At 55.8% G+C, this 23,642-nt stretch carries 20 protein-coding genes, 1 tRNA gene and 1 riboswitch; of the genes, 14 read left to right on the plus strand and 7 right to left on the minus strand.

What is annotated here, in order from left to right:
- The first annotated feature begins 72 nt into the window (after nt 1-72).
- Nucleotides 73-336: riboswitch (cobalamin riboswitch) on the plus strand.
- Between the two features lie 147 nt (nt 337-483).
- The 13 genes from HV832_RS16055 (at nt 484) to HV832_RS16115 (ending at nt 16,106) form a co-directional block, all read left to right on the plus strand.
- Nucleotides 484-2,346 (plus strand): TonB-dependent receptor domain-containing protein, encoded by a 1,863-nt coding sequence (locus HV832_RS16055; RefSeq protein ID WP_218132066.1) that lies wholly within the window; start codon nt 484-486, stop codon nt 2,344-2,346.
- A gap of 139 nt (nt 2,347-2,485) precedes the next feature.
- Nucleotides 2,486-3,526: a FecCD family ABC transporter permease gene (locus tag HV832_RS16060; protein WP_176804909.1), complete on the plus strand. Its 1,041-nt coding sequence runs from the start codon at nt 2,486-2,488 to the stop codon at nt 3,524-3,526.
- Complete coding sequence (locus HV832_RS16065) at nt 3,526-4,299, plus strand: ABC transporter ATP-binding protein (protein WP_176804910.1); 774 nt, start codon at nt 3,526-3,528, stop codon at nt 4,297-4,299. Before HV832_RS16060 ends, HV832_RS16065 begins: the two co-directional genes overlap by 1 nt.
- 3 nt (nt 4,300-4,302) lie before the next feature.
- Complete coding sequence (cobO, locus tag HV832_RS16070) at nt 4,303-4,932, plus strand: cob(I)yrinic acid a,c-diamide adenosyltransferase (protein WP_176804912.1); 630 nt, start codon at nt 4,303-4,305, stop codon at nt 4,930-4,932.
- On the plus strand, nt 4,932-6,278 hold the full coding sequence (locus HV832_RS16075) for a cobyrinic acid a,c-diamide synthase CobB (RefSeq protein ID WP_176804914.1): 1,347 nt from the start codon (nt 4,932-4,934) through the stop codon (nt 6,276-6,278). Before cobO ends, HV832_RS16075 begins: the two co-directional genes overlap by 1 nt.
- A complete protein-coding gene (gene cobU / locus HV832_RS16080) occupies nt 6,275-6,895 on the plus strand; it encodes a bifunctional adenosylcobinamide kinase/adenosylcobinamide-phosphate guanylyltransferase (RefSeq protein ID WP_176804916.1) in 621 nt (206 codons plus the stop codon). Before HV832_RS16075 ends, cobU begins: the two co-directional genes overlap by 4 nt.
- Nucleotides 6,889-7,833, plus strand: coding sequence for an adenosylcobinamide-phosphate synthase CbiB (cbiB, locus tag HV832_RS16085; protein WP_176804918.1), 945 nt, complete (start codon nt 6,889-6,891; stop codon nt 7,831-7,833). Before cobU ends, cbiB begins: the two co-directional genes overlap by 7 nt.
- A 1-nt stretch (nt 7,834) precedes the next feature.
- Nucleotides 7,835-8,854: a threonine-phosphate decarboxylase CobD gene (gene cobD / locus HV832_RS16090; protein ID WP_176804954.1), complete on the plus strand. Its 1,020-nt coding sequence runs from the start codon at nt 7,835-7,837 to the stop codon at nt 8,852-8,854.
- A gap of 210 nt (nt 8,855-9,064) precedes the next feature.
- Nucleotides 9,065-9,973, plus strand: coding sequence for a cobalamin-binding protein (locus HV832_RS16095; protein WP_176804957.1), 909 nt, complete (start codon nt 9,065-9,067; stop codon nt 9,971-9,973).
- Nucleotides 9,970-10,800 carry a cobalamin-binding protein gene (locus tag HV832_RS16100; RefSeq protein WP_176804920.1) on the plus strand — a complete coding sequence of 277 codons (831 nt, stop codon included), beginning with the start codon at nt 9,970-9,972 and terminating at the stop codon, nt 10,798-10,800. The genes HV832_RS16095 and HV832_RS16100 overlap by 4 nt, the downstream gene beginning before the upstream one ends.
- Nucleotides 10,801-10,814: 14 nt before the next feature.
- Nucleotides 10,815-12,266, plus strand: coding sequence for a cobyric acid synthase (locus tag HV832_RS16105; protein WP_176804959.1), 1,452 nt, complete (start codon nt 10,815-10,817; stop codon nt 12,264-12,266).
- Nucleotides 12,267-12,531: 265 nt separating this feature from the next.
- Nucleotides 12,532-14,937 carry a TonB-dependent receptor gene (locus tag HV832_RS16110; RefSeq protein ID WP_223827379.1) on the plus strand — a complete coding sequence of 802 codons (2,406 nt, stop codon included), beginning with the start codon at nt 12,532-12,534 and terminating at the stop codon, nt 14,935-14,937.
- Nucleotides 14,938-14,990: 53 nt separating this feature from the next.
- Nucleotides 14,991-16,106: a glycerophosphodiester phosphodiesterase gene (locus HV832_RS16115; protein WP_176804963.1), complete on the plus strand. Its 1,116-nt coding sequence runs from the start codon at nt 14,991-14,993 to the stop codon at nt 16,104-16,106.
- A gap of 101 nt (nt 16,107-16,207) precedes the next feature.
- On the opposite strand, the gene HV832_RS16120 is transcribed toward HV832_RS16115, so the two are convergent.
- From HV832_RS16120 to HV832_RS16130, 3 genes are all read right to left on the minus strand, one after another.
- Complete coding sequence (locus tag HV832_RS16120; RefSeq protein ID WP_176804922.1) at nt 16,208-16,903, minus strand: tetratricopeptide repeat protein; 696 nt, start codon at nt 16,901-16,903, stop codon at nt 16,208-16,210.
- A 174-nt stretch (nt 16,904-17,077) separates the two neighbouring features.
- Complete coding sequence (locus HV832_RS16125; protein WP_176804924.1) at nt 17,078-17,710, minus strand: DUF4272 domain-containing protein; 633 nt, start codon at nt 17,708-17,710, stop codon at nt 17,078-17,080.
- Between the two features lie 91 nt (nt 17,711-17,801).
- On the minus strand, nt 17,802-18,161 hold the full coding sequence (locus HV832_RS16130) for a hypothetical protein (RefSeq protein ID WP_176804926.1): 360 nt from the start codon (nt 18,159-18,161) through the stop codon (nt 17,802-17,804).
- A 348-nt stretch (nt 18,162-18,509) separates the two neighbouring features.
- On the opposite strand from HV832_RS16130, the gene HV832_RS16135 reads away from it, so the two are divergent.
- On the plus strand, nt 18,510-19,196 hold the full coding sequence (locus HV832_RS16135) for a glutathione S-transferase family protein (RefSeq protein WP_399311485.1): 687 nt from the start codon (nt 18,510-18,512) through the stop codon (nt 19,194-19,196).
- Between the two features lie 22 nt (nt 19,197-19,218).
- Here the strand turns inward: HV832_RS16135 and HV832_RS16140 are convergent, their stop codons facing one another.
- The 4 genes from HV832_RS16140 to HV832_RS16155 form a co-directional block, all read right to left on the minus strand.
- Nucleotides 19,219-19,458 carry a site-specific integrase gene (locus tag HV832_RS16140; protein WP_176804930.1) on the minus strand — a complete coding sequence of 80 codons (240 nt, stop codon included), beginning with the start codon at nt 19,456-19,458 and terminating at the stop codon, nt 19,219-19,221.
- Nucleotides 19,459-19,551: 93 nt separating this feature from the next.
- A tRNA-Ser gene (locus HV832_RS16145) sits at nt 19,552-19,641 on the minus strand.
- Nucleotides 19,642-19,736: 95 nt separating this feature from the next.
- Complete coding sequence (locus HV832_RS16150) at nt 19,737-20,201, minus strand: rhodanese-like domain-containing protein (protein ID WP_176804932.1); 465 nt, start codon at nt 20,199-20,201, stop codon at nt 19,737-19,739.
- 61 nt (nt 20,202-20,262) lie between these two features.
- Entirely contained in the window at nt 20,263-23,217 is a 2,955-nt protein-coding gene (locus tag HV832_RS16155) for a bifunctional diguanylate cyclase/phosphodiesterase (protein WP_176804934.1), read from the minus strand.
- Nucleotides 23,218-23,642: the final 425 nt, after the last annotated feature.

Raw genomic sequence — 23,642 nt, forward strand, 5'->3', positions numbered from 1 at the left:
TCATGAGCGCGTCACCTGTTGCTTTACAAGGCGCTGCCGCTGCGCCAACCTTGCTGCACTGCGGTTCTGCCATTAAAATAGCAGAGTTTTGGTGCTCGCGGACATGATCGTGTCTGCGGTTAAACGGGAAACATGATGTGTACCGGACCTGTTCGCTAGTCAGCCTGACTGACGATCGGGCTACGGATATGCAGGAATGTGCTGCCCCCGCAACGGTGTGCAAGTTGTCATTGAAGAACTTTGACAGCCATCTCTCAACACCACTGTGCAATTGCATGGGAAGGTCAGATGGTGATACTTGTCAGCCCGGATACCGGCCAGAATAAGTGGAGTGATACGGACGGGGATTTTCGTGAATAGCTGATGCAGGAACACTGCGTCAATTCTCATCCCGGGCATTGCCCGGCGAAATCTTTTCTGTGCACTTTGTTCAGGACAGCCTGCGGGGACGTTGGCTGTGCGCCTAGCTTATTTTTCTACATCATGACTTCTGTACTGAAACCTCTCGCCATCGGCCTGGCCGTGGCCGCCGCATTTCCTTCCATTTCCTCCGCACAGACAGCAAATACTGTTACTGCTTCCGTTGCTTCCAGCGTGATTGTCACGGCAGGTCGTCAGGCACAGGCTGCCAAAGATGTGCTGGCCGATAATGCGGTCATCACCGCTGATGAAATCGGACAATCCGGTGCAGCCACAATCGTCGATCTGCTGCAGCAGCAACGCGGCATCGAGGTGGCCCGCAATGGCGGCCCTGGCACCAATAGTTCGGTCTTTATGCGCGGCGGTAACAACTCGCAAATCCTGGTGCTGGTCGATGGCGTGCGCGTCGGTTCTTCCACCACGGGCGGTGCAACCTGGTCCAATATTCCGCTGAATCAGATTGATCATGTCGAGATCGTGTATGGTCCGTTGTCGAGCCTGTATGGCGCGGATGCAATGAGCGGCGTGGTCCAGATTTTCACCAAAAAAACAGCCGGCACACTGAGCCCGACAGCAGCAGTCGGCGTGGGCAGCTATGGCACCCGCAAGATGCAGGCCGGAATCAGCGGTTCGATTTCCAACAGCCTGAGCTTCGCCCTGAATGCCGGGCATGATGAAAACGAAGGCTTTTCAGCCACCAAGCCCGGTGCCGGTATTTATACCTACAACCCGGATAAAGACGGTTACAAGCTCGACAGCTTCAGCGCCCGCATGAATCTGCAGATCAGCCGCGATAGCGAAGTCGGAGCGAGCTATCTGAAAAGCCGTCTGAATGCCCAGTTCGATGCTGGCCCTTCGTATGACGACCATAATGTACAAAATCTGGAAACGATTACGTTGCACGGTAAAACGCAAATCAGTGACATCTGGACTGCTTCCCTGCAGGTTGCGCAGTCCGCTGATCAGACCTTTACCGATGCTTCATACGGTCAGAGCCAAATCGACACCCGTCAGAATTTCATCACGTTGCAGAACGATATCCGTATCGACAAAGACGTGTTGCAACTGATCGCAGAGCGCCGTGAAGAAAATGTGGCCACCACCATTGACGGCTTAAATGGCCGGCGGCGCACCGGCTCGCTGGCCGCATCCTATGTGCTGAAGCGGGATGCGCATCTGGCCAGTGCCAGTGTGCGTTACGACCACAGTTCGGTGTATGGCAACAACACGACCGGCAATCTGGCATACGGCTATCGCCTGAGCGACGTCTGGCGTGTCAATGCGAGCTACGGCACCAGCTTCCGCGCACCGACTTTCAATGAACTGTATTACCCGGGTTACGGTGTGGCAGGCAATAAGCCAGAGAGCGCCAGGAATGCGGAAATCGGTGTTTATTATGCGCTGGGCGATATGCAGCTGAGCGCCGTGTATTATCAGAATAAAGCCACGGATCTGCTGGTCAGCACCAATGTCTGCCCGGTTGAAACGGCGACCCATCCTTATGGCTGTGCTTATAACGTGAATCAGGCGACTATGTCCGGTCTGACACTGGGCGCGGCAACCCGCTTCGGTGACTGGAGTCTGCGTGGCTCGCTGGATCTGCAGGATCCGAAAGACGATACCACCGGTCTGCGTCTGGCGCGCCGTTCCAGGCAGCATGGCACACTGGCAGCGGAGTATGCTGTCTCTGCATTCAAGTTGGGTGTGGAAACGGTGCTGTCGGGTAACCGTTACGATGATGTGGCAAACAAAAAAGTGTTGCCAGGCTATGGATTACTGAACCTGTACGGTACTTATGCGCTGACCAAAGATCTGTCGCTGATTGGCCGCTGGAACAATGCGCTCAACAAGGACTATGAGCTGGCGAAAAATTATGCCACTCCCGGTTCGAATCTGTATGTTGGTCTGAACTACGGTTTCAGATAAAAACTGATGGCGTTTGTCATGACGACAAACGCTGTCGCCCGGAACAGCCTGTCGTCTGACGCCAGACTGTGCCGGGTAACCAGAATGCACGTTTAGTGCATTCTTCTTTTTTGTAATAAAACAGCCTTACAGGATAAAGATGGCGATTTCTTCTGCAGAGCGGCATTGGCAGGCTGTCCGCACTCCGCGCTGGCAGGCGCTTCCTGTGCTGCTTGTCGCAGCGCTGGCGAGCCTCGTACTGGCTTGCGTAACTGGCTCTGTACCACTCAGTTTTTCCGAATTATTGCAGGCAGCATCTGAGTTGAGCAAAGGTGCACAGCCATCCCTTGCAGCGAGCCTGCTGGATTTGCGGCTGGGAAGGGCGTTGACCGGATTCATCACTGGCGCCACGTTATCGTTGGCCGGTGTGCTGATGCAGGCGCTGCTGCGCAATCCGCTGGCCGATCCTTATGTGCTCGGCATTTCCGGTGGCGCCGCAGTCGGAGCGTTGGCTACGATTTTGTTTTATGGTGCATTCTGGATGGTCGATCTGGCCGCATTCGGCGGCGCCATCACGGTTGCCCTGTTGCTGTTTGCGCTGGCATACCGCGATCTGCGCGGTGCCGGCAGCAGCGATGGCAGCGCGCCTTTGTTATTGCTGACCGGCGTGATTGTGGCCGCCGGTTGTGGCGCGCTGATTACGCTGATGTTATCGGTTGCGCCGGACAGCCGCCTGCGCGGCATGGTGTTCTGGATGATTGGCGACTTGTCGAATACCCAGTCACGTTATCTGCCGTGGCTGATTGGTGCTGCCGTGCTGCTGTTTGTTATGCACCGGTCCCGGGCAATCAACGTGGCGGCGATGCATGCGGACAATGCCAGCACGCTGGGTGTGCATATCGGCCGTTTGCGTCAATCCTTGTTTGTCTGCGCTGCACTGCTCACGGCCAGCGCTGTCAGCACAGCGGGCAGCATCGGTTTTGTCGGCCTCATCATGCCGCATGCCTGCCGTTTTGCGCTGGGGCCGGATCACCGCCTGCTGATTCCCGCCGCCACGCTGGCTGGCGGCAGTTTTCTGGTGCTGGCCGATACCATTGCGCGAACCGCGATTGCGCCGCAACAGTTGCCGGTCGGCGTGATTACCGCCATCATCGGTGTTCCGGTTTTTCTGCTCCAGCTGCATCATTTGCGGAGGCGTTGATGGAAATACGTCAACTGTCTTTGTCTATCGCAGGCCGGATTCTGGTCAGGCGGCTGAACTGGCAGATACTGCCCGGTGAATGCTGGTGCCTGATCGGCCGTAACGGCGCAGGAAAAAGCACCTTACTGCGCACGCTGGCCGGATTGCGGCAGCCGGATGCCGGCCAGATTTTGCTGCACAGCGAACCGCTGGCGACGTGGCCCTTGACGGCACTGGCGCGGGAGCGCGCCTTCCTGCCGCAAAACAGAACAGACGCTTTTGGTTATTCGGCACGGGAAACCGTACTGAGCGCCCGGCATCCTTATCACGGCACGCAATACTGGGAATCTGCCGACGATCTGAAACAGGCCCAGGCTGCGCTCTGTGCGCTGGATGTGGATGCGCTTGCCGACCGCGATGTGCGCAGTTTGTCCGGCGGCGAGCGGCAGCGGGTGGCGATTGCCGCCATGCTGGCGCAGGATGCGCAACTGCTGCTGCTGGACGAACCTGCCAATGCGCTCGATATGGCGCATCAGGTCAGCGTGATGCAGCTGTTGTCGCGCCTGTGCCGGGAACAGCAGAAATCCGTGGTCATGGTCAGTCACGACCTGAATCTGGCAAACAGTGTCGCTACCCACGCCCTGTTGCTTATGGGAGACGGTAGCTGGCTGGCTGGCAGCGCCGGCGAGATGCTGACGGCCAGCCATCTGAGCCGCTGTCTGGGGCACCCGGTCGACAGCCTGAACCATCAGGGACAGACCATTTTTATTCCCCGCCATGCAGTCACAGGATAAATCATGAATACACCCTCTGTTCCGGATCTGCCGGACGATATCAATACCCGTCATCAGTGCCGCATGGCGCGCAAAAAAGCGCTGATGGATGACAAGATCCAGCAGGCACAACGCGAAACCGGGGTGCTGCTGATTCATACCGGCAACGGCAAGGGAAAAAGTTCCAGCGCATTCGGCATGGTGATGCGCGCGCTTGGGCATGGCATGCAGGTTGGTGTCGTGCAGTTCATCAAAGGCGCGATGTCTACCGGCGAAGAAATTTTCCTGCGGCGCTTTCCGGAGGAAGTACAGTTTCACGCTATGGGCGAGGGCTACACTTGGGAAACCCAGAACCGCGAACGCGATATCGAAAAAGCTGCAGCTGCGTGGCAGCAGGCGCGGCAATTCCTGCGTGACCCGGCCATCGGACTGGTGGTGCTGGATGAACTGAATATCGCGCTGAAATACCATTACCTGAATGTGCAGGACATTATCGCGGATCTGGATGCCCGGCCAGAGATGCAGCATGTTGTAGTCACTGGGCGTGGCGCATTGCCTGAGTTGATTGAGATTGCTGATACTGTCACCGAGATGCAGGTCATCAAACATGCGTTTAAAGAAGGCATCGTGGCGCAGGCCGGAGTGGAGTGGTAATGGCCGGCGCACTGGCTGCCACGCCTCCGGTTGCTGGCGTGAGCACGGTATCGGCGAAGGTGGTGCTGGTGTCGGCGATTGCTTCCGGACAGGGAAAAACCACCACTACCGCAGCGCTGGCGCGCAAACTGGTGCAGCAGGGGCAGCGCGTCCGGGTGTTTAAAACTGGGCCGGATTTTATCGACCCGATGATTCTGGAACGTGCCTGCGGCGCGCCGGTCTATTCGCTGGATCTGTGGATGGTCGGCGTATCTGCATCGCGGCAGATGCTGGCGCAAGCCGCTGCCGAGGCAGACGTGATACTGATCGAGGGCGTCATGGGATTGTATGACGGCGAACCGTCATCCGCAGATCTGGCGCGGGCTTTCGGTGTGCCGGTGATTGCCGTGCTGGATGCCTCTGCGATGGCGCAGACCGTCGGTGCGCTGGCGCTCGGCCTGCGCGATTTCGGCCCGGTGCAGCTGGCGGGCGTGATCGCGAACCGGATCGCCTCTGCCGGCCATGCGGCCATGGTCGCCGCTGCAATGCGTGATATTCCATTGCTCGGCAGTCTACCGCGTCAGCCGCAGACGCTGCCAGAACGGCATCTGGGGCTGGTGCTGCCGGATGAAGTCACGCAGATCGACGCTTTGCTGGATCAACTGGCGGCGCAGCTGGAATTGTCGCCGGATGCCTGGGAGGGATTACCGCGCACCGCATTTGAACTGATGTCAGAACCGGCGCCGGCAGCGTTGCTGAGCGATAAAACCATTGCCATTGCGCGCGATGCCGCTTTTTCATTTTTGTATCCGGCCAATCTGCGCTGCCTGCGTGAGCTGGGGGCGGAACTGGTCTTTTTTTCCCCACTGGCCGACGAATGTATTCCACCGCAGGCGGATGCGCTGTATCTGCCGGGTGGTTATCCGGAACTGCATGCTGCCGTACTGAGCAAGGCACAATGCTGGCAAGGCTCAGTGCGCAAAGCCTGGCTGAACGATATGCCTATTCTGGCGGAATGCGGCGGCATGATGGCGCTGACCGAAGGGCTGACCGATCAGCAGGGACAGCACTGGCCCATGGCGGGATTACTCGGCGGACAGGTTGTCATGCAGCCGCGGCTGGCGGCATTGGGTGGGCAGGCGTGGCAGACGCCGCAAGGCGAATTGCGTGGTCATACGTTTCACTACTCGCGTTTTGAAACCACGCTGACTCCGGCGCAGCATACCTGCAAGCATCAGCGCGGCGAGCTGGCAGGCGCAGGGGAAGCGATTTACCGCAGCCGACAACTGCACGCGTCGTATTTTCATGCATATTTCAGCTCATCGCCTGACGCTGCCGCCAGCCTGTTTCTCCGGGATGGCGCATGAGCAGCACACTGATTTTCGGCGGTGCCCGTTCCGGTAAAAGCGCGTTTGCCGAAGGACTGGCGACACAATGGATGGCGCAACCGGCAAAGGTGGGCAGTGCACCGGATAACGGCAGACAGGTGATTTACCTGGCAACGGCGCAGGCTGCCGATACCGAGATGCAGCAGCGCATTACACACCATCAGCAGCGTCGTCCGGCAGAGTGGATCACATTGGAGCAGCCGCTGGCGCTGGCGGATACGATTCGTCGTCATAGTCAGCCGGATGTGCTGATCCTGATCGACTGCATCACGGTCTGGCTGTCGAATTGTCTGTTTTCTGACAACCGGGATTTTCCTGAAATCGGCACCATCACGCCACCCGCGATTTATACGGAACAGCGGGCTGCGCTGCTCGATGCGCTGGCACAGGCACCGGGTGAAGTGATTCTGGTATCCAATGAAGTTGGCATGGGCATTGTGCCGATGGGAGCCGTATCGCGCTGGTTTACCGATGAGGCCGGGCGGCTGAATCAGGCGCTGGCATCATGCAGCGAACGGGTAATCTGGGTAGCGGCCGGTTTGCCTCTGTATCTGAAAAATGCACCACAAGCGTGGCCCGCGGGAGGCACATGCTGATTCTGTCACCGGCATTGCTGGCATTGAGTCTGATCGTGGGCATGGGCCTTGATCTGGCGCTGGGCGAAGCAAAGCGCTGGCATCCGCTGGTCGGATTTGGCAGACTGGCCAACTGGCTGGAACGCCATCTGAATCATGTTCGCGCGACCCGCTGGACGGGGCTCGCGGCATGGCTGCTGGCGGTGATTCCGTTAACTGCACTGGTCTGGTTTGGACTGGCGTGGGCAGGGGCGCAGTCATTCTGGCTGGCGGTGTTAGCACAGGCATTGTTCTTGTATCTCTGTCTCGGCCTGCGCAGTTTGCGCGATCATAATCTGCCGATTCAGCGCGCACTGGAAGACGGGGATCTGCCACTCGCCCGCGCACTGACTGCCCGTATCGTGAGCCGGGATACCGCTGATGGTGATGCTGCCTATCTGGCCAAAGCCAGCGTCGAATCGGTGCTGGAAAACGGCTGCGATGCGGTCTTCGGCACCTTGTTCTGGTTCGTGCTGCTGGGCGGTGCCGGTGCGGTCTGCTACCGGCTGGTGAATACGCTTGATGCCATGTGGGGCTATCGCTCGCCGCGTTTTTTGCGCTTTGGCTGTGTTGCTGCGCGTGTGGATGACGTCATGAACTGGATACCGGCCCGGCTGACTGCGCTGACCTATGCCTTGCTCGGTCATACTACGCTGGCATGGCGCTGCTGGCGGACGCAGGCGCCCGCCTGGCCCAGTCCGAATGCAGGCCCTGTGATGGCGGCAGGCGCCGGTGCGCTCGGTGTCATGGTGGGTGGTCCGGCACGGTATGACGGTGTGGGTGAACTGCGTCCTTTGCTCGGCGCTGGCCCGGCTGCAGCTGCGGCCGATATCCGGCGTGCCTTGTTGCTGGTGTCCGGCGGCAGCTTTTTCTGGACGGGTGGTATGGCGCTGGCTGCGTTTCTTTGTGGAGGGTGGTGAGATGCTGGAACATGGCGGCAATCTGCGCGATGCAGTTCACAATTTCGGACGTCCGCTGGAACAGTGGCTGGATCTGTCGACCGGGATCAACCCCGGTTTTTATCCGGTGCCGTCATTGCCTGCGGATGCCTGGCACCGCTTGCCGGAACCTTCGACTGCCTTACTGGAAGCGGCGCAAGCGTATTATCAGGCGCCGCAGATGCTGGCGGTGGCCGGAACGCAGGCCGCGATTCAGGCATTGCCCCGGTTGCGCGCTGTATCGCACGCGGCTTCGCGGGTCGTGGTGTCTGCCCCCTCGTATGCCGAACACGCTCATCAATGGCGGCAGGCCGGTTTCAGCGTGGATGAAGCGCCGTATGCCTTGCTGGACAAGCAGGTCGATGCGGCAGATGTGATCGTGATCTGCAATCCGAACAATCCGACCGGCGAACGGATTGCCCCGGCACAGTTGCTGGACTGGGCGAGGCGGCTGGCGGCACGCGGCGGCTGGCTGATTGTCGATGAAGCGTTTGCCGATACTGCCAATGATTTCAGCATTGCCCGGTACAGTCAGCAAGCCGGTGTGATCGTTTTGCGTTCGGTCGGAAAATTTTTTGGACTGGCCGGTATCCGGCTCGGTTTTGTCGCTGCCGGAAAACAGCTGTTGCGTCAGCTCGCGCATGCACTTGGCCCCTGGACGATCAGCGGTCCGGCGCAGCAGATCGCTTTGTCTGCGTTGCAGGACAAAGCATGGCAGCAAGAAACCCGTGACAAATTGCAGCATGGCGGTGAACGTCTGCGCAATCTGCTGCGGCAGCACGGATGGCACACCACCGGCACCGATCTGTTTCAGTGGATCAGCCATCACGAAACCGGGGAGCAGAGCGAACATTTATTTCACTTCATGGCGCAGCGCGGCATCTGGCTGCGCTGGTTTGCACCCGGGCCGCAGCGTCCGCATGGCGTGCGGCTGGGCTTACCCGGCAGTGAGGCAGGGTGGCAGCGTTTGCAACAGGCTTGCCGCGAATGGACTCAGCAGTAGCCATGAAACACGAATGACCGCCATAGACATAGCAAGCAACGTCAGCAATACACTCAGCAGCACAGTCAGCAAAACAGTCAGCATAATCGGCACACTCATCGCAATCGGCAGAGGTGACTCAGCATGAAAAAAATCAGGCACAAGCATGTTGCCAGCACAATCAATTCCACATTCCTGAACGGTTGGCGGTGCACTCCGGTCATTGCTGGTATGACAGGGATATTGTTCACGATCTCTCTGTTCATATTACAGGTCGCTCAGGCCGCGCAGCCTTTGGCTATCAGCGTGACGGACGACATGGGCAATACGGTGCGCCTGTCCCGCCCGGCGCAGCGTGTCATCAGCCTGTCACCGCATGTGACTGAACTGATTTTTGCAGCGGGCGGTGGTGCTAAAATCGTCGGCACCGTGAGTTACAGCGATTATCCTGCGGCAGCCAAAGAGATTCCTCGTATCGGTGATAATCGTCTGGTTGACATGGAGCGTATCATGGCGCTGAAGCCGGATCTGCTGGTGGTCTGGATGCACGGCGCCTTTGACAAACAGCAGGAAAGGTTGCGGCAATCCGGTATTCCGTTTTTTTTCAGCGAACCGCACCGGTTGGCGCAGGTTCCTGAAACGCTGCAAAAATTCGGCAGTCTGCTTGGCACCGAAGCGCAGGCACAGCAGGCTGCGGCGGAGTTTCGTCAGCAATTACAGCAATTGCAGTCACTGTACGGAGGAAAGCCGATCGTCCGGACCTTTTATCAGGTATGGCATCAGCCGCTCTATACGCTCAACGACAGGCACATCGTCAGCGATGCGATCCGTCTGTGCGGCGGCGAAAATATTTTCGGCAGACTGACGACGATTGCGCCAGTGGTCAGCATGGAAGCGGTATTGCAGGAAAATCCGGAAGCCATCATCAGTTCGGAGAGTCCGGATCAGCGCAGCAATAGCATGACGCAATGGAAAGCGCTGACGACGCTGCTGGCAGTCAGGAATCAGAATCTGGTGACCATTAACGGCGATCTGATGAATCGCCCCGGACCGCGCATCATCGACGGCGCCCGGGCCATCTGCGAGGCGCTGGAGCAGGCGCGGCAGCATCGTCAGAGCACTCAGAAAGGCACGTCATGAGTGATGTCACGGGCCATTATGAACGTATCGCCTGCCTGTCGACCGAAGCGGTGGAAGTGCTATATGCGATCGGTGCGGAAGACCAGATCGCGGGCATTTCCGGCTACACCGTGTATCCGGCGCGGGCGCGGGCCGAGAAGCCGAAAGTCAGCGGTTTTTCTTCTGCGAAGACGGAGCGGATTCTGGCCGTCAATCCCGATCTGGTGGTGGCGTATTCAAATATGCAGTCTGAGCTGTGCCGTGAACTGATTGCCGCCGGTGTGGAAGTGCATGCGTTTAATCAGCGCAGTCTATCGGGTATTTTCAGGATGATCCATGTGCTGTCGGCGCTGACCGGTAGGGCTGAGCGCGGTGCGCAGCTGGTGGCGGAATTGCAGGCGCAGATTGCGCAGGCACGCCAGCTCAGCGCAGGCTGGACGAGCAAGCCAAAGATTTATTTTGAAGAATGGAATGATCCGATGATGTCCTGCATCGGCTGGGTGTCCGAGCTGATCGGTGTGGCTGGCGGGGAAGATGCGTTTGCCGACCTGGCCGGCTTTCACAGCGCCAAAGAGCGCATCATAGCTGACCCGGCAGAAGTGGTGCGTCGTGCCCCGGACATCATCATCGGTTCGTGGTGTGGTAAAAAATTCCAGCCGGACAGCGTGATCCAGCGTCCCGGCTGGGCTGCCGTGTCAGCGGTGCGCAATGGTCAGGTCTGGGAAATCAAATCTCCCGACATCCTGTCGCCGGGGCCATCGGCAATCCGGTATGGGCTGCCGCAGCTGCAGAAGATCATTGCAGACTGGCAGAAGGCGAATTCCGGAGAACTGGGCGCAGCGCAATGAATATTTCCACGCTGATGGTGCAGGGCACCACTTCCGATGCAGGTAAAAGTACGGTGGTGGCCGCCCTGTGTCGCCTGCTGCAGCGTCAGGGCGTCTGTGTGGCGCCGATGAAGCCGCAAAACATGGCGCTCAACAGTGCCGTCACCGCCGATGGCGGCGAGATCGGCCGCGCTCAGGCATTGCAGGCGCTGGCCGCCTGCATACCGCCGCATACCGATATGAATCCGGTGCTGTTGAAGCCGTCTTCCGATACCGGTGCCCAGGTCATCATTCATGGCAAGGTGCGGGCGGATATGCAGGCGCGTGATTATGACCAGTATAAAACGATGGCGATGCAGGCGGTGCTGGCGTCGTATCAGCGTCTGCAGATGCGGTATCAGGCGATTATCATCGAGGGGGCCGGCAGTCCGGCAGAAGTCAATCTGCGCGAACGCGACATCGCCAATATGGGATTTGCCGAAGCGGTGGATTGTCCGGTGATCCTGGTAGCGGACATTGATCGTGGCGGCGTATTCGCCCACTTCGTCGGTACGCTGGCGTGTCTGTCGGCATCGGAACAGCAACGCATCGTTGGTTTTGTCATCAACCGTTTCCGTGGCGATATCCGTCTGCTGGAGCCCGGGTTGCGCTGGCTGGAACAACAGACCGGCAAGCCGGTGCTTGCTGTGCTCCCTTATCTGCATGGTTTGCAACTCGACGCGGAAGATGCGATTGAGTCGAGTCAGAACCGCAGCGGCCAGTTCCGCATAATCGTGCCGGCGATTCCACGCATTGCCAATCACACCGACTTTGATGCCCTGCGCGCGCATCCGGATGTTGATCTCCAATTCATCGGCCCGGACTGTACGATTCCGCCTGCTGATCTGATCATCCTGCCGGGCAGCAAAAACACCCGCGCCGATCTCGCATTTTTGCAGCAGCAGGGATGGCAGCAGACCTTGCGGCGGCATCTGCGCTACGGTGGCAAAGTCATTGGTATTTGTGGCGGTTATCAGATGCTGGGGCAGGTTATTGATGATCCGCACGGCGTGGAAGGCGCGCCGGGCATGTCTGAAGGCTTTGGCTTGCTGGAGATCCGTACCGAGCTCACACAGGAAAAACGCCTGCAGCAGGTCAGCGGCATATGTCTGTTCGGTCAGACACCGGGTGCAACCGTGCAGGGTTACGAAATTCATATGGGCGTTACCACCGCCAGCCGCATCAGTCAGAATACGTTGCCGGTATTCCGGCTGCATGGCAAGGATGCTGCTCTCCCTTTTGACGAGGGTGCGCGTTCGGCGGACGACCAGATCATCGGCAGCTATCTGCATGGCATGTTCGATGATCCGGCGGCCAGTGCCGAGTTGCTGGCATGGGCAGGATTGCGCAGCGATGCCCGGGTTGATCTGGCGGCACTGCGCGAGCACAGCATCAACCGCATTGCCGATGCCTGTATTCCCTTGCTGGATGCTTTGCAACGGCTGTAAATGTCAGGACTGAGGCTAAACGGATTTGGCCCTGTTGCCGCATCTTGTCGTGCCAGCCTGTACCGCTTGCGATATCTCGTATGAGCAGGATTTTTAAAGCATTTTTCTTTCCGGGTCATGACATTGGGGAGAAATATTTTTTCCGTCAGGAAAGATATTTCTCGAAAAATCAGCCGATCCGTCACGTCATCGTCACAAATGCTGATTAAGCTACGCGGGTTTTTTATAAACCTTCTTTTCCTCTATTCCGTTTTGAGAGAACCGCATGCAATCAGCGAAATCCACAAAAAAAATTCCCGTGCAGCAGACATTCCGTTTGCTCGCGATCAGTGCCGCCTGCCTCATGGCTTATCCTGCGCTGAGTCAGGCGCAGACTGTGGCGGCGAACGCCGGCAGTACAACGCAAGATCAGACTGCAAAAGCAGATGACGCTGTAGCGACTGTGGAGATTTCTTCGCAAAGCACCCGCTCTTCCGTCTCTTTGCGCGGTAATGAAATTCAGAAAATTCTGCCGGGTATCAATCCGGTCAAATCCTTGCAGACGCTGCCTGGCGTGACATTTGCGACCGCTGACCCATGGGGTAACAACGAACAGAATCTGTCGCTGTTTGTGCATGGTTTTAACGGCCAGCAGCTCGGCTACACTATGGACGGCGTGCCACTCGGCGATCAGCAATATGGTAACTACAACGGTTTGTCGCCACAGCGCGCCGTCATCAGTGAAAACGTACGCAATGTGATCCTGTCGTCCGGTGCTGGTAATCTGGCAACGCCATCGACCAGCAATCTGGGCGGCACCATCGAAGTGTTCTCCAGCGATCCGTCTGCCACCCGTAAAACCAGCATCGAGCAGACATTCGGCAGCTATCGCACATCACGCACTTTTGCCCGTTTTGATACCGGTAATTTTGGGGAAGGCAATTCCGCTTATGTGTCGGTATTACGTCAGAATGCCCGCGCCTGGGATTTCGATGGCAAGCAGGGTGGCAAGCAACTCAATGGTAAATTTGTCCGCAACAACGACTCCGGCAAGCTGACGCTGTTTTTCAACTACAGCGACAAGATTGAGCCGAACGAAGACAGCACCGTGCATGTGACCGGTGAGACCAGTGCACCATACACACGTCCGTTCTGGTACCCCGACTTTGCCGGTGCCCTGTCTTACCTGTCGCCGACCGGTGCGACACCTGCAGCAGATGGCGCTAACTACCGGAACTATTACAGCGATGCGCAGCGCAAAGACGTGCTGACTTATGCCAAATATGACTGGAATCTGAATCCTTCCACGGTCTGGTCGAATCAGGTTTATTTCCACCGTGATGATGGCGTCGGCGTGGTCGCCGGACCGATCGGTGCTGCCGGTTTACCAGCGCTGTTCAGGGTGTATTTCCCGAATCAGAATCTGAAAACGGTTTTTGGTAATTCTGGCTATGCAACCCGCACCACCGAATACGACATTCACCGTTCCGGCCTGATCTCTAATCTGCGCAGCGAAATCGGCAATCATCAGATCGAATTCGGCGGCTGGTGGGAACACAATGAATCATCCGCTTACCGTCGCTGGTATCCGCTGGATGTGAATAATCCAAGCTCTCCTTACGACAGACCGTCTAACCCATTGATCACGCAGTACGGCAGCGAAATCCGCAACAACGTGGTTCAGTTGCATTTGCAGGATGAATGGCGCGTGCGGCCGGATATGTCAGTGCAGATGGGCTTCAAATCCAGTCTGCAATATGCAAAAGGCGATTTCCCGGTACAGCCTTTGCCGGGGGCGATTTCCGGTGGTTCCACGGCCCTGCCGGTCGGTGAAATCGATACCAAGAAATGGTTCCTGCCGCAGCTTGGTCTGTTGTGGGATATCAGCTCGCGCGACCAGTTCTTTGTGAACGTGCAGAAAAACATGCGCCAGTTCGTCACCTATGGCGGTGGCGGTGCATCACCGTGGAGCTTGTCCAGCCAGTCCTCTTTCGATCTGTTCAAAAACACCGCACAGCCTGAGACTTCGGTGACTTATGAGATGGGTCTGCGCGGCAAACGCAATCTGGAGCTGGGCGCGCTGAACAGGATCGATGGTCAGGTCAACGTTTACCACGTCGATTTCAGCAACCGCCTGTTGCAGATCAGCCCGACGCCGGTGATTACCGCCATTGTCGGCGGCAACCCTGTGCTGGCCAACGTCGGCAGCGTCACCACGGACGGTATCGATCTGGCGGGCACCGTGTACTTTGGCAAGAACTTCAGTTTTTACAATGCGTTGTCGTATAACCGCTCTGTCTACAACGATGATTACAGCAACGGCAAGAATAATGTCGCCACCTCCGGCAAGCGGGTTCCGGGTAGCCCGGAATGGATGAATAAATTCGTGGCAACGGCAACTTTCGGTAATATCGAAGCGCAGCTGATCGGTGACTATGTCGGCAAACGTTACGCGACTTACACCAACGATTTATCCGTTGACAGCTATTTCATGCTGAATCTGGGCGTTACCGCAAAGATTCCGATGGAGAAGAACGTCTTCCTCAGAAATGCGCGGGTACGTCTGAACGTGAGCAATCTGAATCAGGTAACCGGCGCTTCTGCTGTGGTGGTCGGTGCTGCCAGCGGTACTTACAATACGTTCCCGATTGCACCACGCCAGGTGTTCGTGACCTTTGGCGCGGAATTCTGATGGAGACAAAGATGGATCAAACTAATCTGACACGCCGCAAATGGCTTAATACTATGGTTGCCGGTACCGGTTTATCACTGACCCAGCTCAGTCTGGCAGCAGCCGGTGTCTCGACGGAGCAGGCATCCGCTGCGGCAGGTGCTGCGCAAAAGAGCACCTCCGGCCGCAAGGTGGAATTGTTCGCACACCGCGGCGCCTCGGCTCTGCGTCCTGAGCATACGCTGGCATCCTACGCCAAGGCGATTGCCGATGGCGCTGATTTTATTGAACCAGATTTAGTCAGCACCAAAGACGGCGTACTGGTGGCACGACATGAGAACTTCCTCAACGAAACCACAGACGTCGCGCTGCATCCTGAGTTTGCCGCCAGGCGTGTGACCCGCACGATTGATGGCATGACGCTGAACGGCTGGTTTTCAGAAGATTTCACGCTGGCAGAACTCAAGACCCTGCGTGCTGTAGAGCGTCTGCCTAAAGTACGCCCGCAGAATACGCAGTATGACCGCATGTTCCAGATCCTGACCTGGGACGAGATCATCGATTTCGCTGCGGCCAATGCCGCTACCACCGGTAAGGTGATCGGCCTGATTCCGGAACTGAAACATTCGACGTATTTTGCGGCCATCGGCCTGCCGCTGGAAGACCGTTTTCTGGCAAGCATCGCTGCGCATGAATACACCCGGCGCTGTCCGCTGGTGGTGCAGTCGTTTGAAGTGGCGAACCTGAAATACCTGCGCAGTGTGCTGGGCAAGCGCCCGAATATCCGCCTGATGCAACTGGTGGAACGCGGGCGCCCTGCCGATGTGGTGGCTGCTGGCGGTGATCTGACATTTGAAAAAATGTGCACCCCGCAAGGCTTGAAAGAGATGGCGCGTTATGCCGACATCGTAGCGCCGCCAACCAGAGCGCTGATTCCTCTGCTGGCGGATGGCAGGTTAGGGCAGCCCACAGCCCTGATTGCCGATGCGCATGCGGCCGGCCTGCTGGTGCATACCTGGACCTTCCGTCCGGAAAACCGTTTTCTGGCAGCGGATTTCCGCAATGATCAGGGGGAAGATGCGCGGCACGACAGCGGTTCCGTGGCAGAAATGCGCCGTTATATCGAGGCTGGTATTGATGGTTTCTTTTCGGATGATTCGGCGCTTGGACGACGGGCTATCGACGGCTGATGCATGGTGGCATGATGCCGGATCGTACCGGGCATCAAAAAAAATCCGGCACCAGAAAACGGTGCCGGATTTTTTATGTCGGACAGGCGGTCATCCCATGCCTACTGACCCGCTGCCGTCCATTCTTTGGCGCGGGTGGTGGCTTCGCTGATCTGCTCCACGCTCATGGAACGCGCCACATAGCTGCGATAGACTGCGGCATCGTCATAATCCTCTGCCAGCAGCAGCCATTTGTAGGCCTCAACCAGATTCACCGCAACACCCCTGCCTTTGAAATACATCAGGCCCAGCTGGTACTGGGCGCTGGCATTATTCTGATCGGCAGCCTGTTGAAACAGCTCACGTGCCTTGCGATAATCCAGCGCGATACCATTTCCGGTCACGTACAGCACTCCCAGGCTGTACTGGGCATCGGCATAACCCTGATCGGCCGCTTTTCTGAACCAGCTGACGGCTTTGCCATAATCCGGCGCGACACCTTTCCCTTTGGCATAAATCCGCGCCAGATTCACCTGTGCCCGCACATTGTTTTGTGCTGCCGACTGTTCAAATAGCTCACGCGCCCGCCGGTAATCTTCGGGAACACCTTCGCCGTTCAGATACATCAGCCCGAGATTGAACTGCGCATCGGCATGTCCTTTGCTGGCGGCAGCCTGAAAGGCTTCTGCAGCGGCGGAGAATTCTTCCTGTTCATACAGACTGACTCCATCTTCAAAATCGCCTGCACGGACAGGCTGGCACAGCAAGCTGGCGGCGAAGAGCAGGGCGCTGATGAGCAGAAACGGGCGGACAGGCATGATGAGCACTGGAATTGGATAATGCGATCGGCGATATCGTTTTATTGTAGCCGCTATGACTGGCTTTTGCAGCTTTGTGCGATTGCGATCCGTGAGCGAATGGCGACCGGCGCAACCCCGGCACAATAAAACTGGAATGCATAGAAAATCGTTTGCCTGAAGCGGTAAAAAAGCTTAACCGGCTGTTTCTGTACTGACCTGGTCCCAGTCGTTTTCGTCATCGTAGCGAATCATCCAGTTCACGGCTTTGTGCCACTCATGCACCGCATGGGCGTCGAGCCGGCCCGGCACCGGCTTGCCGTTCAGATGCGCATGTCTGACCGCCCAGTGCAGACGGTACAACAGATCAGCCCAGTCCAGAATATCTGTTCTGGAGCGCAGATGCAGTTGCTCCGGTAAAGTGGCAGGCTGGCGGCTGAGGGTTTGCCAGAGCGTGGTAATTTCAGGCAGTGCCTGCTTGCCGTCGGGCATTCCTGCCTCTTTTTTCAGACCACAGCACCAGAGCAGAAACGACAGGGCATCGGTGCTGGCGGCTGTTGCTCCCGGTGTGAATAACTGCTGCTGCTCACGCTGGGATAAACTTTGGGCATCGGTGGTATCCAGCAGATGCCGTACCTCTGGTCGCAGTGTTTCCTGTGCGCTGTGATGCAGCAGGCACAACGCATACAGGCGCTGGGCGATATCGTCCTTGCTGCGCAGGGTAATTTCCTCTTCGCTTTCAATTAGTGGAAGTTGCAGATTCAGGCGGATGCCGCGTTTGTGCAGGATGAGTTCAGATAATTCTTTGCGCAGTTCCGGGGATTTCATAACAGGCGATCAGCAAAATAGCCTGAGATTGTACCAGCGCCCCGGCCTGTATTCACCGGATTCTGCGGCAGACGGCGCTGGTGATGGCGCATTAATGGCTGACCCGGTTCCGGTTGCGGCGGAAATATTGAAACAGCATGACCGCGCCGACAACAGCCAGCACAGGTACGAACATCGGCAACAGCGCAAACATCAGGCCGAAAAACACAGAAATGGCGATACATGCCAGCAGCACGCCGACACCGGCCAGCACCAGTCCACCGAACAGAAAAGCCAGCACTCCGGCAAATACCGCAAAGATCATCCCGCACAGAATGACGCCGAATCCCGTGATGCCATGGATTTCTTCCCCATTAATCCACACCTGTTGATCCGGCAGCAATGGCATGCACAGCATGGCTGTGATCAGCACTACGCACAACACGAGAAATACCTTGAATGTTGTTTTCATCTTTGTTCCCCTCGTTAATGATATAAAAGATATCTGTATAACTGTTTTACCGTCAGGACGTTTGTCAATGACATGGCTGCATCGTAGAAGAAGCACTGTGACGGCACAAGGCGGATGCGACAGAGTGCAGAAACGGAGGAATCAATCGCAGATATCGCCAACCGGATTTGATGCTACGGATAGTGTGATGCGTGCTTTGCAATTACCGAAGTCCATGCAGAGTATGGTTTTTTACTTCGTGCTTCTGGTTGCCGCGTTCCGGTTAAATAAAAATGTTGCCTGCTTGGTAAGGCTCGCGCACAATGAAACATTTCCGTCTCCCTGACTTTAACAAGGAAATGTCACATGATTCAGCTTTTCATCGCCAACAAAAATTACTCCTCCTGGTCTCTCCGCCCCTGGCTGCTGATGCGTGAACTGGGCATTCCCTTTACCGAGCATCTGGAACATTTCCGCAAAGGCTCCAGCTGGGAGGCATTTCGTGGATTTTCTCCTACCGGAAAAGTCCCCTGCCTGATCGAGGACGGGCAGGTCATCTGGGATTCGTTGGGCATCACCCTGCATCTGGCAGAACGCTATCCGCAGATATGGCCATCCGATCCGGCTGCGCGTAGCTGGGCGCGTTGCGCTGCAGCAGAAATGCATTCAGGGTTCACCGCTTTACGCCAGTATTGCACCATGAATTGCGGCATACGCGTAGCCCTCTCAAACATGTCCGAAGCGCTCCAAAAAGATATCGCCAGGATTGATGAACTGTGGCAGGAAGGTTTAAGCCGATTTGGTGGCCCGTATCTGGCAGGCGCGCAGTTCAGCGCAGCAGACGCTTTTTTCGCGCCAGTGGTGTTCCGCATCCAGACTTACGGCCTGACCATGTCTGCTGCTGCCACCGCCTATTGCCAGCACATGCTGGCGCTGCCCGGCATGAAACAGTGGTATCAGGATGCGTTGCAGGAAAACCTCCGTGAACCGGAGCACGAGCAGGAAGCCATGCAGGCCGGAACCTGGCTGCATGATTACCGTCATCAGCCTGTCTGAAGTAAAACGGAAAAGCAGCTTGCTAATACAAGACATGCTTCATGGCGAGGTGTGTTTTGTCGTATATGGAGCTTAGATATTTGAGTTGGACAGTTTGATTGGATAGCCCTTTTTGTAAAAGTTCGTCAATGAAGTCAGAAATATCTTGACGAGTAATTTTCTTGATAGGGAAGTGTGGGGTATTTTTACGAATCGCTATCCAGTCAGCGAACAGCTGTTGATGATTTCGGTACTCGTATAAAGTCTTGGGGGCGATCTTCATGGAAACCTCCAGTGAAGAGGTACCCCTATGAGTGCCACCATGTGCGAAACCAAAAGAAAAAAGCCCTTGAAAAATCAAGGGCTTATGTATCTTTGGCGGAGAAGGGGGGATTCGAACCCCCGGTAGGGATTAACCTACGCACGCTTTCCAGGCGTGTGACTTAAACCACTCATCCACCTCTCCTGCTTTTCGTGTTCACAAATAGTTGTGTCAGCGAAGCTCGCTATTCTAGCAAACTATTTGATCAGATGGAAGCTTTTGCGCAGATTTGTTCGAAATCAGGCGCCGCTCCAGGGCAAATTCTGCTGGCACCAGCCGCAAACGGTTTTCCGGTGGCCGTGTTCATTTTTGTCGCCTTCAAAGCCGTGCAGGATATCGAAGCAGTGGCTATATCCGTGTTCTGTAGCCAGTTTGGCTGCATGACGTGAACGTACGCCAGAACGGCACAGGAATAGAAGTACTGTATTTTTATCCGGACATACAGCTTGCAGTTCAGCTAAAAAATCGGGATTTTGTGTGCCGCCCGGATACAGGTTCCATTGCACGGAGTAGTGCTGCGTTTCCGGCAGGGTGACTTTGCCGACCCAATCCCGTTCTGCGTTGGTGCGTACGTCAATCAGGATGGTCTGGTGATCAGTGCTTAATAGTGTCCATGCTTCTGCAGGAGTGACTGCTCCGGCGTAAGGGAGTGTCTGATCCTGACCGCGTTGCCGGGCTGTTTGTAACAAGGTCGTCGTTGTCATGATGAAGGCTGAAGAGTGGAAGCAGATGGTGAATTATGCCTCAAGCGAAGGCGTTCTGCATTCAGCGTGACAGGCTGAATTTTCGCGTCAGATCCAGTTCGGGGACCGGTTTGCCAAACAGATAGCCTTGAAAGGCATGGCAATCCTGATTTTGCAGAAACAGGCGTTGCGTCTCTGTTTCCACGCCTTCTGCAATGACGGCGAGCCCCAGACTTTTTCCCAGTCCGATAATCGTTCGGGTGATGGCGGCGTCATTTGGATTGATCAGGATGTCTTTGACGAATGACTGGTCTATTTTGAGCTGATCCAGTGGAAGCTGTTTCAGGTAGCTGAGGGAGGAGTAACCGGTGCCAAAATCATCCAGTGAAAAACAGACGCCGTGTGCTTTGAGCAGGTGCATTTTTTGAATGGTTTCTTCGATGTTGTCGACCAGCAGGCTTTCTGTGAGTTCGAGTTTGATTTTGCGGGCATCTACGCCGATATGATCGATGCAGTGCAAGACGATGTCCGAGAAATCCGGTTGCCGGAACTGTTTGGCGCTGACGTTGATGGACATGGTCAGATGGCTGGTTTCTTTTTGTTGGTGCCAGGCGCGTAGTTGCGCACAGGCTGTGCGCATGACCCAGTTGCCAATCGGGATGATCAGTCCGCTTTCTTCTGCCAGCGGGATAAATTCTGCCGGTGAAATCATGCCTTTTTCCGGATGCTGCCAGCGCAGCAGGGCTTCTGCCCCGATGATTTTTCCCGCGCTGTTGACTTGTAGCTGGTAGTGCAGGATGAATTGCTCCTGGCTGATTCCGGTGCGCATATCAGCTTCCATCATTGCGCGTGTGGTGACAATATTCAGCATGTCTGGATCAAAGAAATACACGTTGTTGCCGCCGCTGGCTTTTGCTTCATACATGGCGACTTCGACTTGTTTCAGGATGTCTTCTGCCGAATGGCTGTGCGCGCTGAACAGGTCAATGCCGATACTGGCCGAGGTGTGGTGTTCACTGTCATCGAGGAAATAACTGACGGCGATGTCATCCAGGATTTGGGTAGCCAGTGTTTTCGCGCAGATCGCGGCTTCGCGCATGGTGTCACCGAGGTCTTCCAGTATCAGTGCAAATTCGTCGCCACCGATACGCGCCAGGGTGTCGCCTTTATTCAGCCGGGCCGTCAGCCGCTTGGCAATCTGCTGCAGGAGTTGGTCGCCTTTGCCATGACCATTGATGTCATTGATGGTCTTGAAGTTATCGAGGTCCAGATACAGGATGGCACCAAAACGATGGCTCCGGGTATTGCTGGCCAGCGCATGTTCCAGCCGGTCCAGCAGCAGTCTCCGGTTGGCCAGGCCAGTCAGCGGGTCGTGGTAGGCAAGGTGTTCCAGCTTGGCCTCGGTGGCTTTGCGCTGAGTGATGTCGAGCATGGTGCCGACGAAATGGATGCTCTGGTCATGCTCTGATGTCACGGCAGTGATTGTCAGCCATTCCGGATAGATTTCCCCGTTTTTACGGCGATTCCAGATTTCACCTTGCCAGAATCCATGTTGCTCCAGTTGTTCGGACATGTCGCTGTAATAGCTGGCGCTATGCATGCCTGATTTCAGCAGGCTGGTTTTTTGACCAATGGCTTCTTCCCGCGTATAGCCGGTAATCCGGCTAAATGCCTGGTTAACCCGCAAAATCTCGCGTTGTTCATTGGTGATTACCATGCCTTCCTGACCTTCAAACGCTATCGCTGCCACGCGCATATTTTCTTCGGCATGCTTGCGATCTGTGATGTCCTGGATGGTGCCGATCCGGCGGTGTGATAGTTGCTCAGCGGTGGTCACGCTTTCCAGCTGGGAATGCACCCACCTGATTTGTCCGTTGATCTCGAGGCGGTATTCGATTTCACTCTCTTGTCCGGCCAGTGCTTTAAGCCAGTTGTTGAAAGCAGCATCCCTGTCATCAGGGTGGATTTTCTGTATCAGCGTATCCGGGCTCAATGCTGCGTCAGCCGGAGTATCCCAGATGCGTGCAGCTTCTTCGGAGCATTGAATCTGATGTTTGTTGATGTCTATGATCCAGCTGCCTGTTTTGGATATGGTCTGTGCTCTGCGCAGATCGGCTTCGCTTTCGGCGAGTTCTGCGGTGCGGCTGGCGATGATGTTTTTCAGATTCTGCTTCTGTATCCGTGCTTCCAGTAATAACTTGACCAGATCGGCCAGCATCAGGCTGAAAATGAAACCCAGACTGTACTTCAGGTAAAGCCCGTAGAGGGATGCCTCGCTAACCTGATGTGCGACATCCAGATTCCATTCTGTGTTAGGTAGGGTTAAGGGATAGTGAATCTGATCGCCGGCATTCAATTCCTGATTACCGTCAATGATTTGTTTTTGCCCGGCTTCAGGTTTGATGCGCCAAAGTTGGTATTGGTAGTCGCGTTGTGCCAGCGCAGGTAAACCGGCATCCTGCAAAATTTTCGATAGGGAAATAACGACCGATACCATACCCCAAAAATATTCTGTTCCGTCATTCCTCTTTAAAAAGACAGGCAGGCGACCGATGATTCCTACGCCTCCCCGGCTCAGGGTCTGTGGACCTGCAAGTGTCAGGCGCTTGGTATTTTTTGCGAGAATGGTTTCCGTTTTTCGTTCAGGATCGGTCAGTAGATTGACGCCCAGTCCCTTTTCTCTCCATGGTGGTGGCACGACCTGGCGCGTGATGGCGTCAGGAGCCAGATAGATCGCTGAAATGGCAGGATGAAATTCCAGCAACTGGGTTGCGAAAGTTTCAAAATTAGTGATTTGTCCCTGCGTATCCTTGATCAGGGCAGCTACCGCATAGGCAGCAGAGAGCGCTTGTCCGATCTTATGTTCAATCGCGTGCGCATGGACTGTGGCCAGATCATGCGTGAGAGTCAGTGTTTCCTTGTCATTGTATTCTTCCAGCTTAAGAATCAGTTCCGTACATAAACTGAGGGCAATACAAAAGACAACTGCTGCCCATAAATAGGGATTGCCCTTAAATCGTTGAAAAAAACGCAGCATTTGGAAGAGAAAAAGATGGATTGCAATGGAGTTATTTTGTCGGATGTATCGACAAAACACTATTGATGCTCTGCAGCACAATAGTCAGTCACGGAATGAGAGTCAATTGCATTCTTTGGAAAGATGCAGAGATTGTGATGCGCATCAAGTCTCTTATTACTGAGGGTAAGAACAGAATGATCTTGATATTGAGAATCTGAAGGCGGCTCTTTTTGCATCATGAAAGGGGCGTCTTGCACTAAAACAAGGGTGCACTATTTTGGTGATTTTATGTGCACTTATTTAGTGCTTTGGTGGGCGGGTGCTTCATCGTGGTGAATTTCTATAATGTGATAAAACATTTTCTATGGGCGCCCTGATTTAAGACCTGTAAAAACAAGGGTTTAGAAATACGGATATTTGATTCTGGTATATCAGGCGGGTGG

Source organism: Cognatundibacterium oligocarboniphilum (assembly GCF_013377855.1).
GTDB classification, from domain to species: domain Bacteria; phylum Pseudomonadota; class Gammaproteobacteria; order Burkholderiales; family Burkholderiaceae_D; genus Undibacterium; species Undibacterium oligocarboniphilum.

Excerpts from the sequence above, each read along its gene's own strand:
- HV832_RS16055 (WP_218132066.1), top strand. The coding sequence starts at position 484 with ATGACTTCTGTACTGAAACCTCTCGCCATCGGCCTGGCCGTGGCCGCC.
- HV832_RS16060 (WP_176804909.1), top strand. The coding sequence starts at position 2,486 with ATGGCGATTTCTTCTGCAGAGCGGCATTGGCAGGCTGTCCGCACTCCG.
- HV832_RS16065 (WP_176804910.1), top strand. The coding sequence starts at position 3,526 with ATGGAAATACGTCAACTGTCTTTGTCTATCGCAGGCCGGATTCTGGTC.
- cobO (WP_176804912.1), top strand. The coding sequence starts at position 4,303 with ATGAATACACCCTCTGTTCCGGATCTGCCGGACGATATCAATACCCGT.
- HV832_RS16075 (WP_176804914.1), top strand. The coding sequence starts at position 4,932 with ATGGCCGGCGCACTGGCTGCCACGCCTCCGGTTGCTGGCGTGAGCACG.
- cobU (WP_176804916.1), top strand. The coding sequence starts at position 6,275 with ATGAGCAGCACACTGATTTTCGGCGGTGCCCGTTCCGGTAAAAGCGCG.
- cbiB (WP_176804918.1), top strand. The coding sequence starts at position 6,889 with ATGCTGATTCTGTCACCGGCATTGCTGGCATTGAGTCTGATCGTGGGC.
- cobD (WP_176804954.1), top strand. The coding sequence starts at position 7,835 with ATGCTGGAACATGGCGGCAATCTGCGCGATGCAGTTCACAATTTCGGA.
- HV832_RS16095 (WP_176804957.1), top strand. The coding sequence starts at position 9,065 with ATGACAGGGATATTGTTCACGATCTCTCTGTTCATATTACAGGTCGCT.
- HV832_RS16100 (WP_176804920.1), top strand. The coding sequence starts at position 9,970 with ATGAGTGATGTCACGGGCCATTATGAACGTATCGCCTGCCTGTCGACC.
- HV832_RS16105 (WP_176804959.1), top strand. The coding sequence starts at position 10,815 with ATGGTGCAGGGCACCACTTCCGATGCAGGTAAAAGTACGGTGGTGGCC.
- HV832_RS16110 (WP_223827379.1), top strand. The coding sequence starts at position 12,532 with ATGCAATCAGCGAAATCCACAAAAAAAATTCCCGTGCAGCAGACATTC.
- HV832_RS16115 (WP_176804963.1), top strand. The coding sequence starts at position 14,991 with ATGGTTGCCGGTACCGGTTTATCACTGACCCAGCTCAGTCTGGCAGCA.
- HV832_RS16120 (WP_176804922.1), bottom strand. The coding sequence starts at position 16,903 with ATGCCTGTCCGCCCGTTTCTGCTCATCAGCGCCCTGCTCTTCGCCGCC.
- HV832_RS16125 (WP_176804924.1), bottom strand. The coding sequence starts at position 17,710 with ATGAAATCCCCGGAACTGCGCAAAGAATTATCTGAACTCATCCTGCAC.
- HV832_RS16130 (WP_176804926.1), bottom strand. The coding sequence starts at position 18,161 with ATGAAAACAACATTCAAGGTATTTCTCGTGTTGTGCGTAGTGCTGATC.
- HV832_RS16140 (WP_176804930.1), bottom strand. The coding sequence starts at position 19,458 with ATGAAGATCGCCCCCAAGACTTTATACGAGTACCGAAATCATCAACAG.
- HV832_RS16150 (WP_176804932.1), bottom strand. The coding sequence starts at position 20,201 with ATGACAACGACGACCTTGTTACAAACAGCCCGGCAACGCGGTCAGGAT.
- HV832_RS16155 (WP_176804934.1), bottom strand. The coding sequence starts at position 23,217 with ATGCTGCGTTTTTTTCAACGATTTAAGGGCAATCCCTATTTATGGGCA.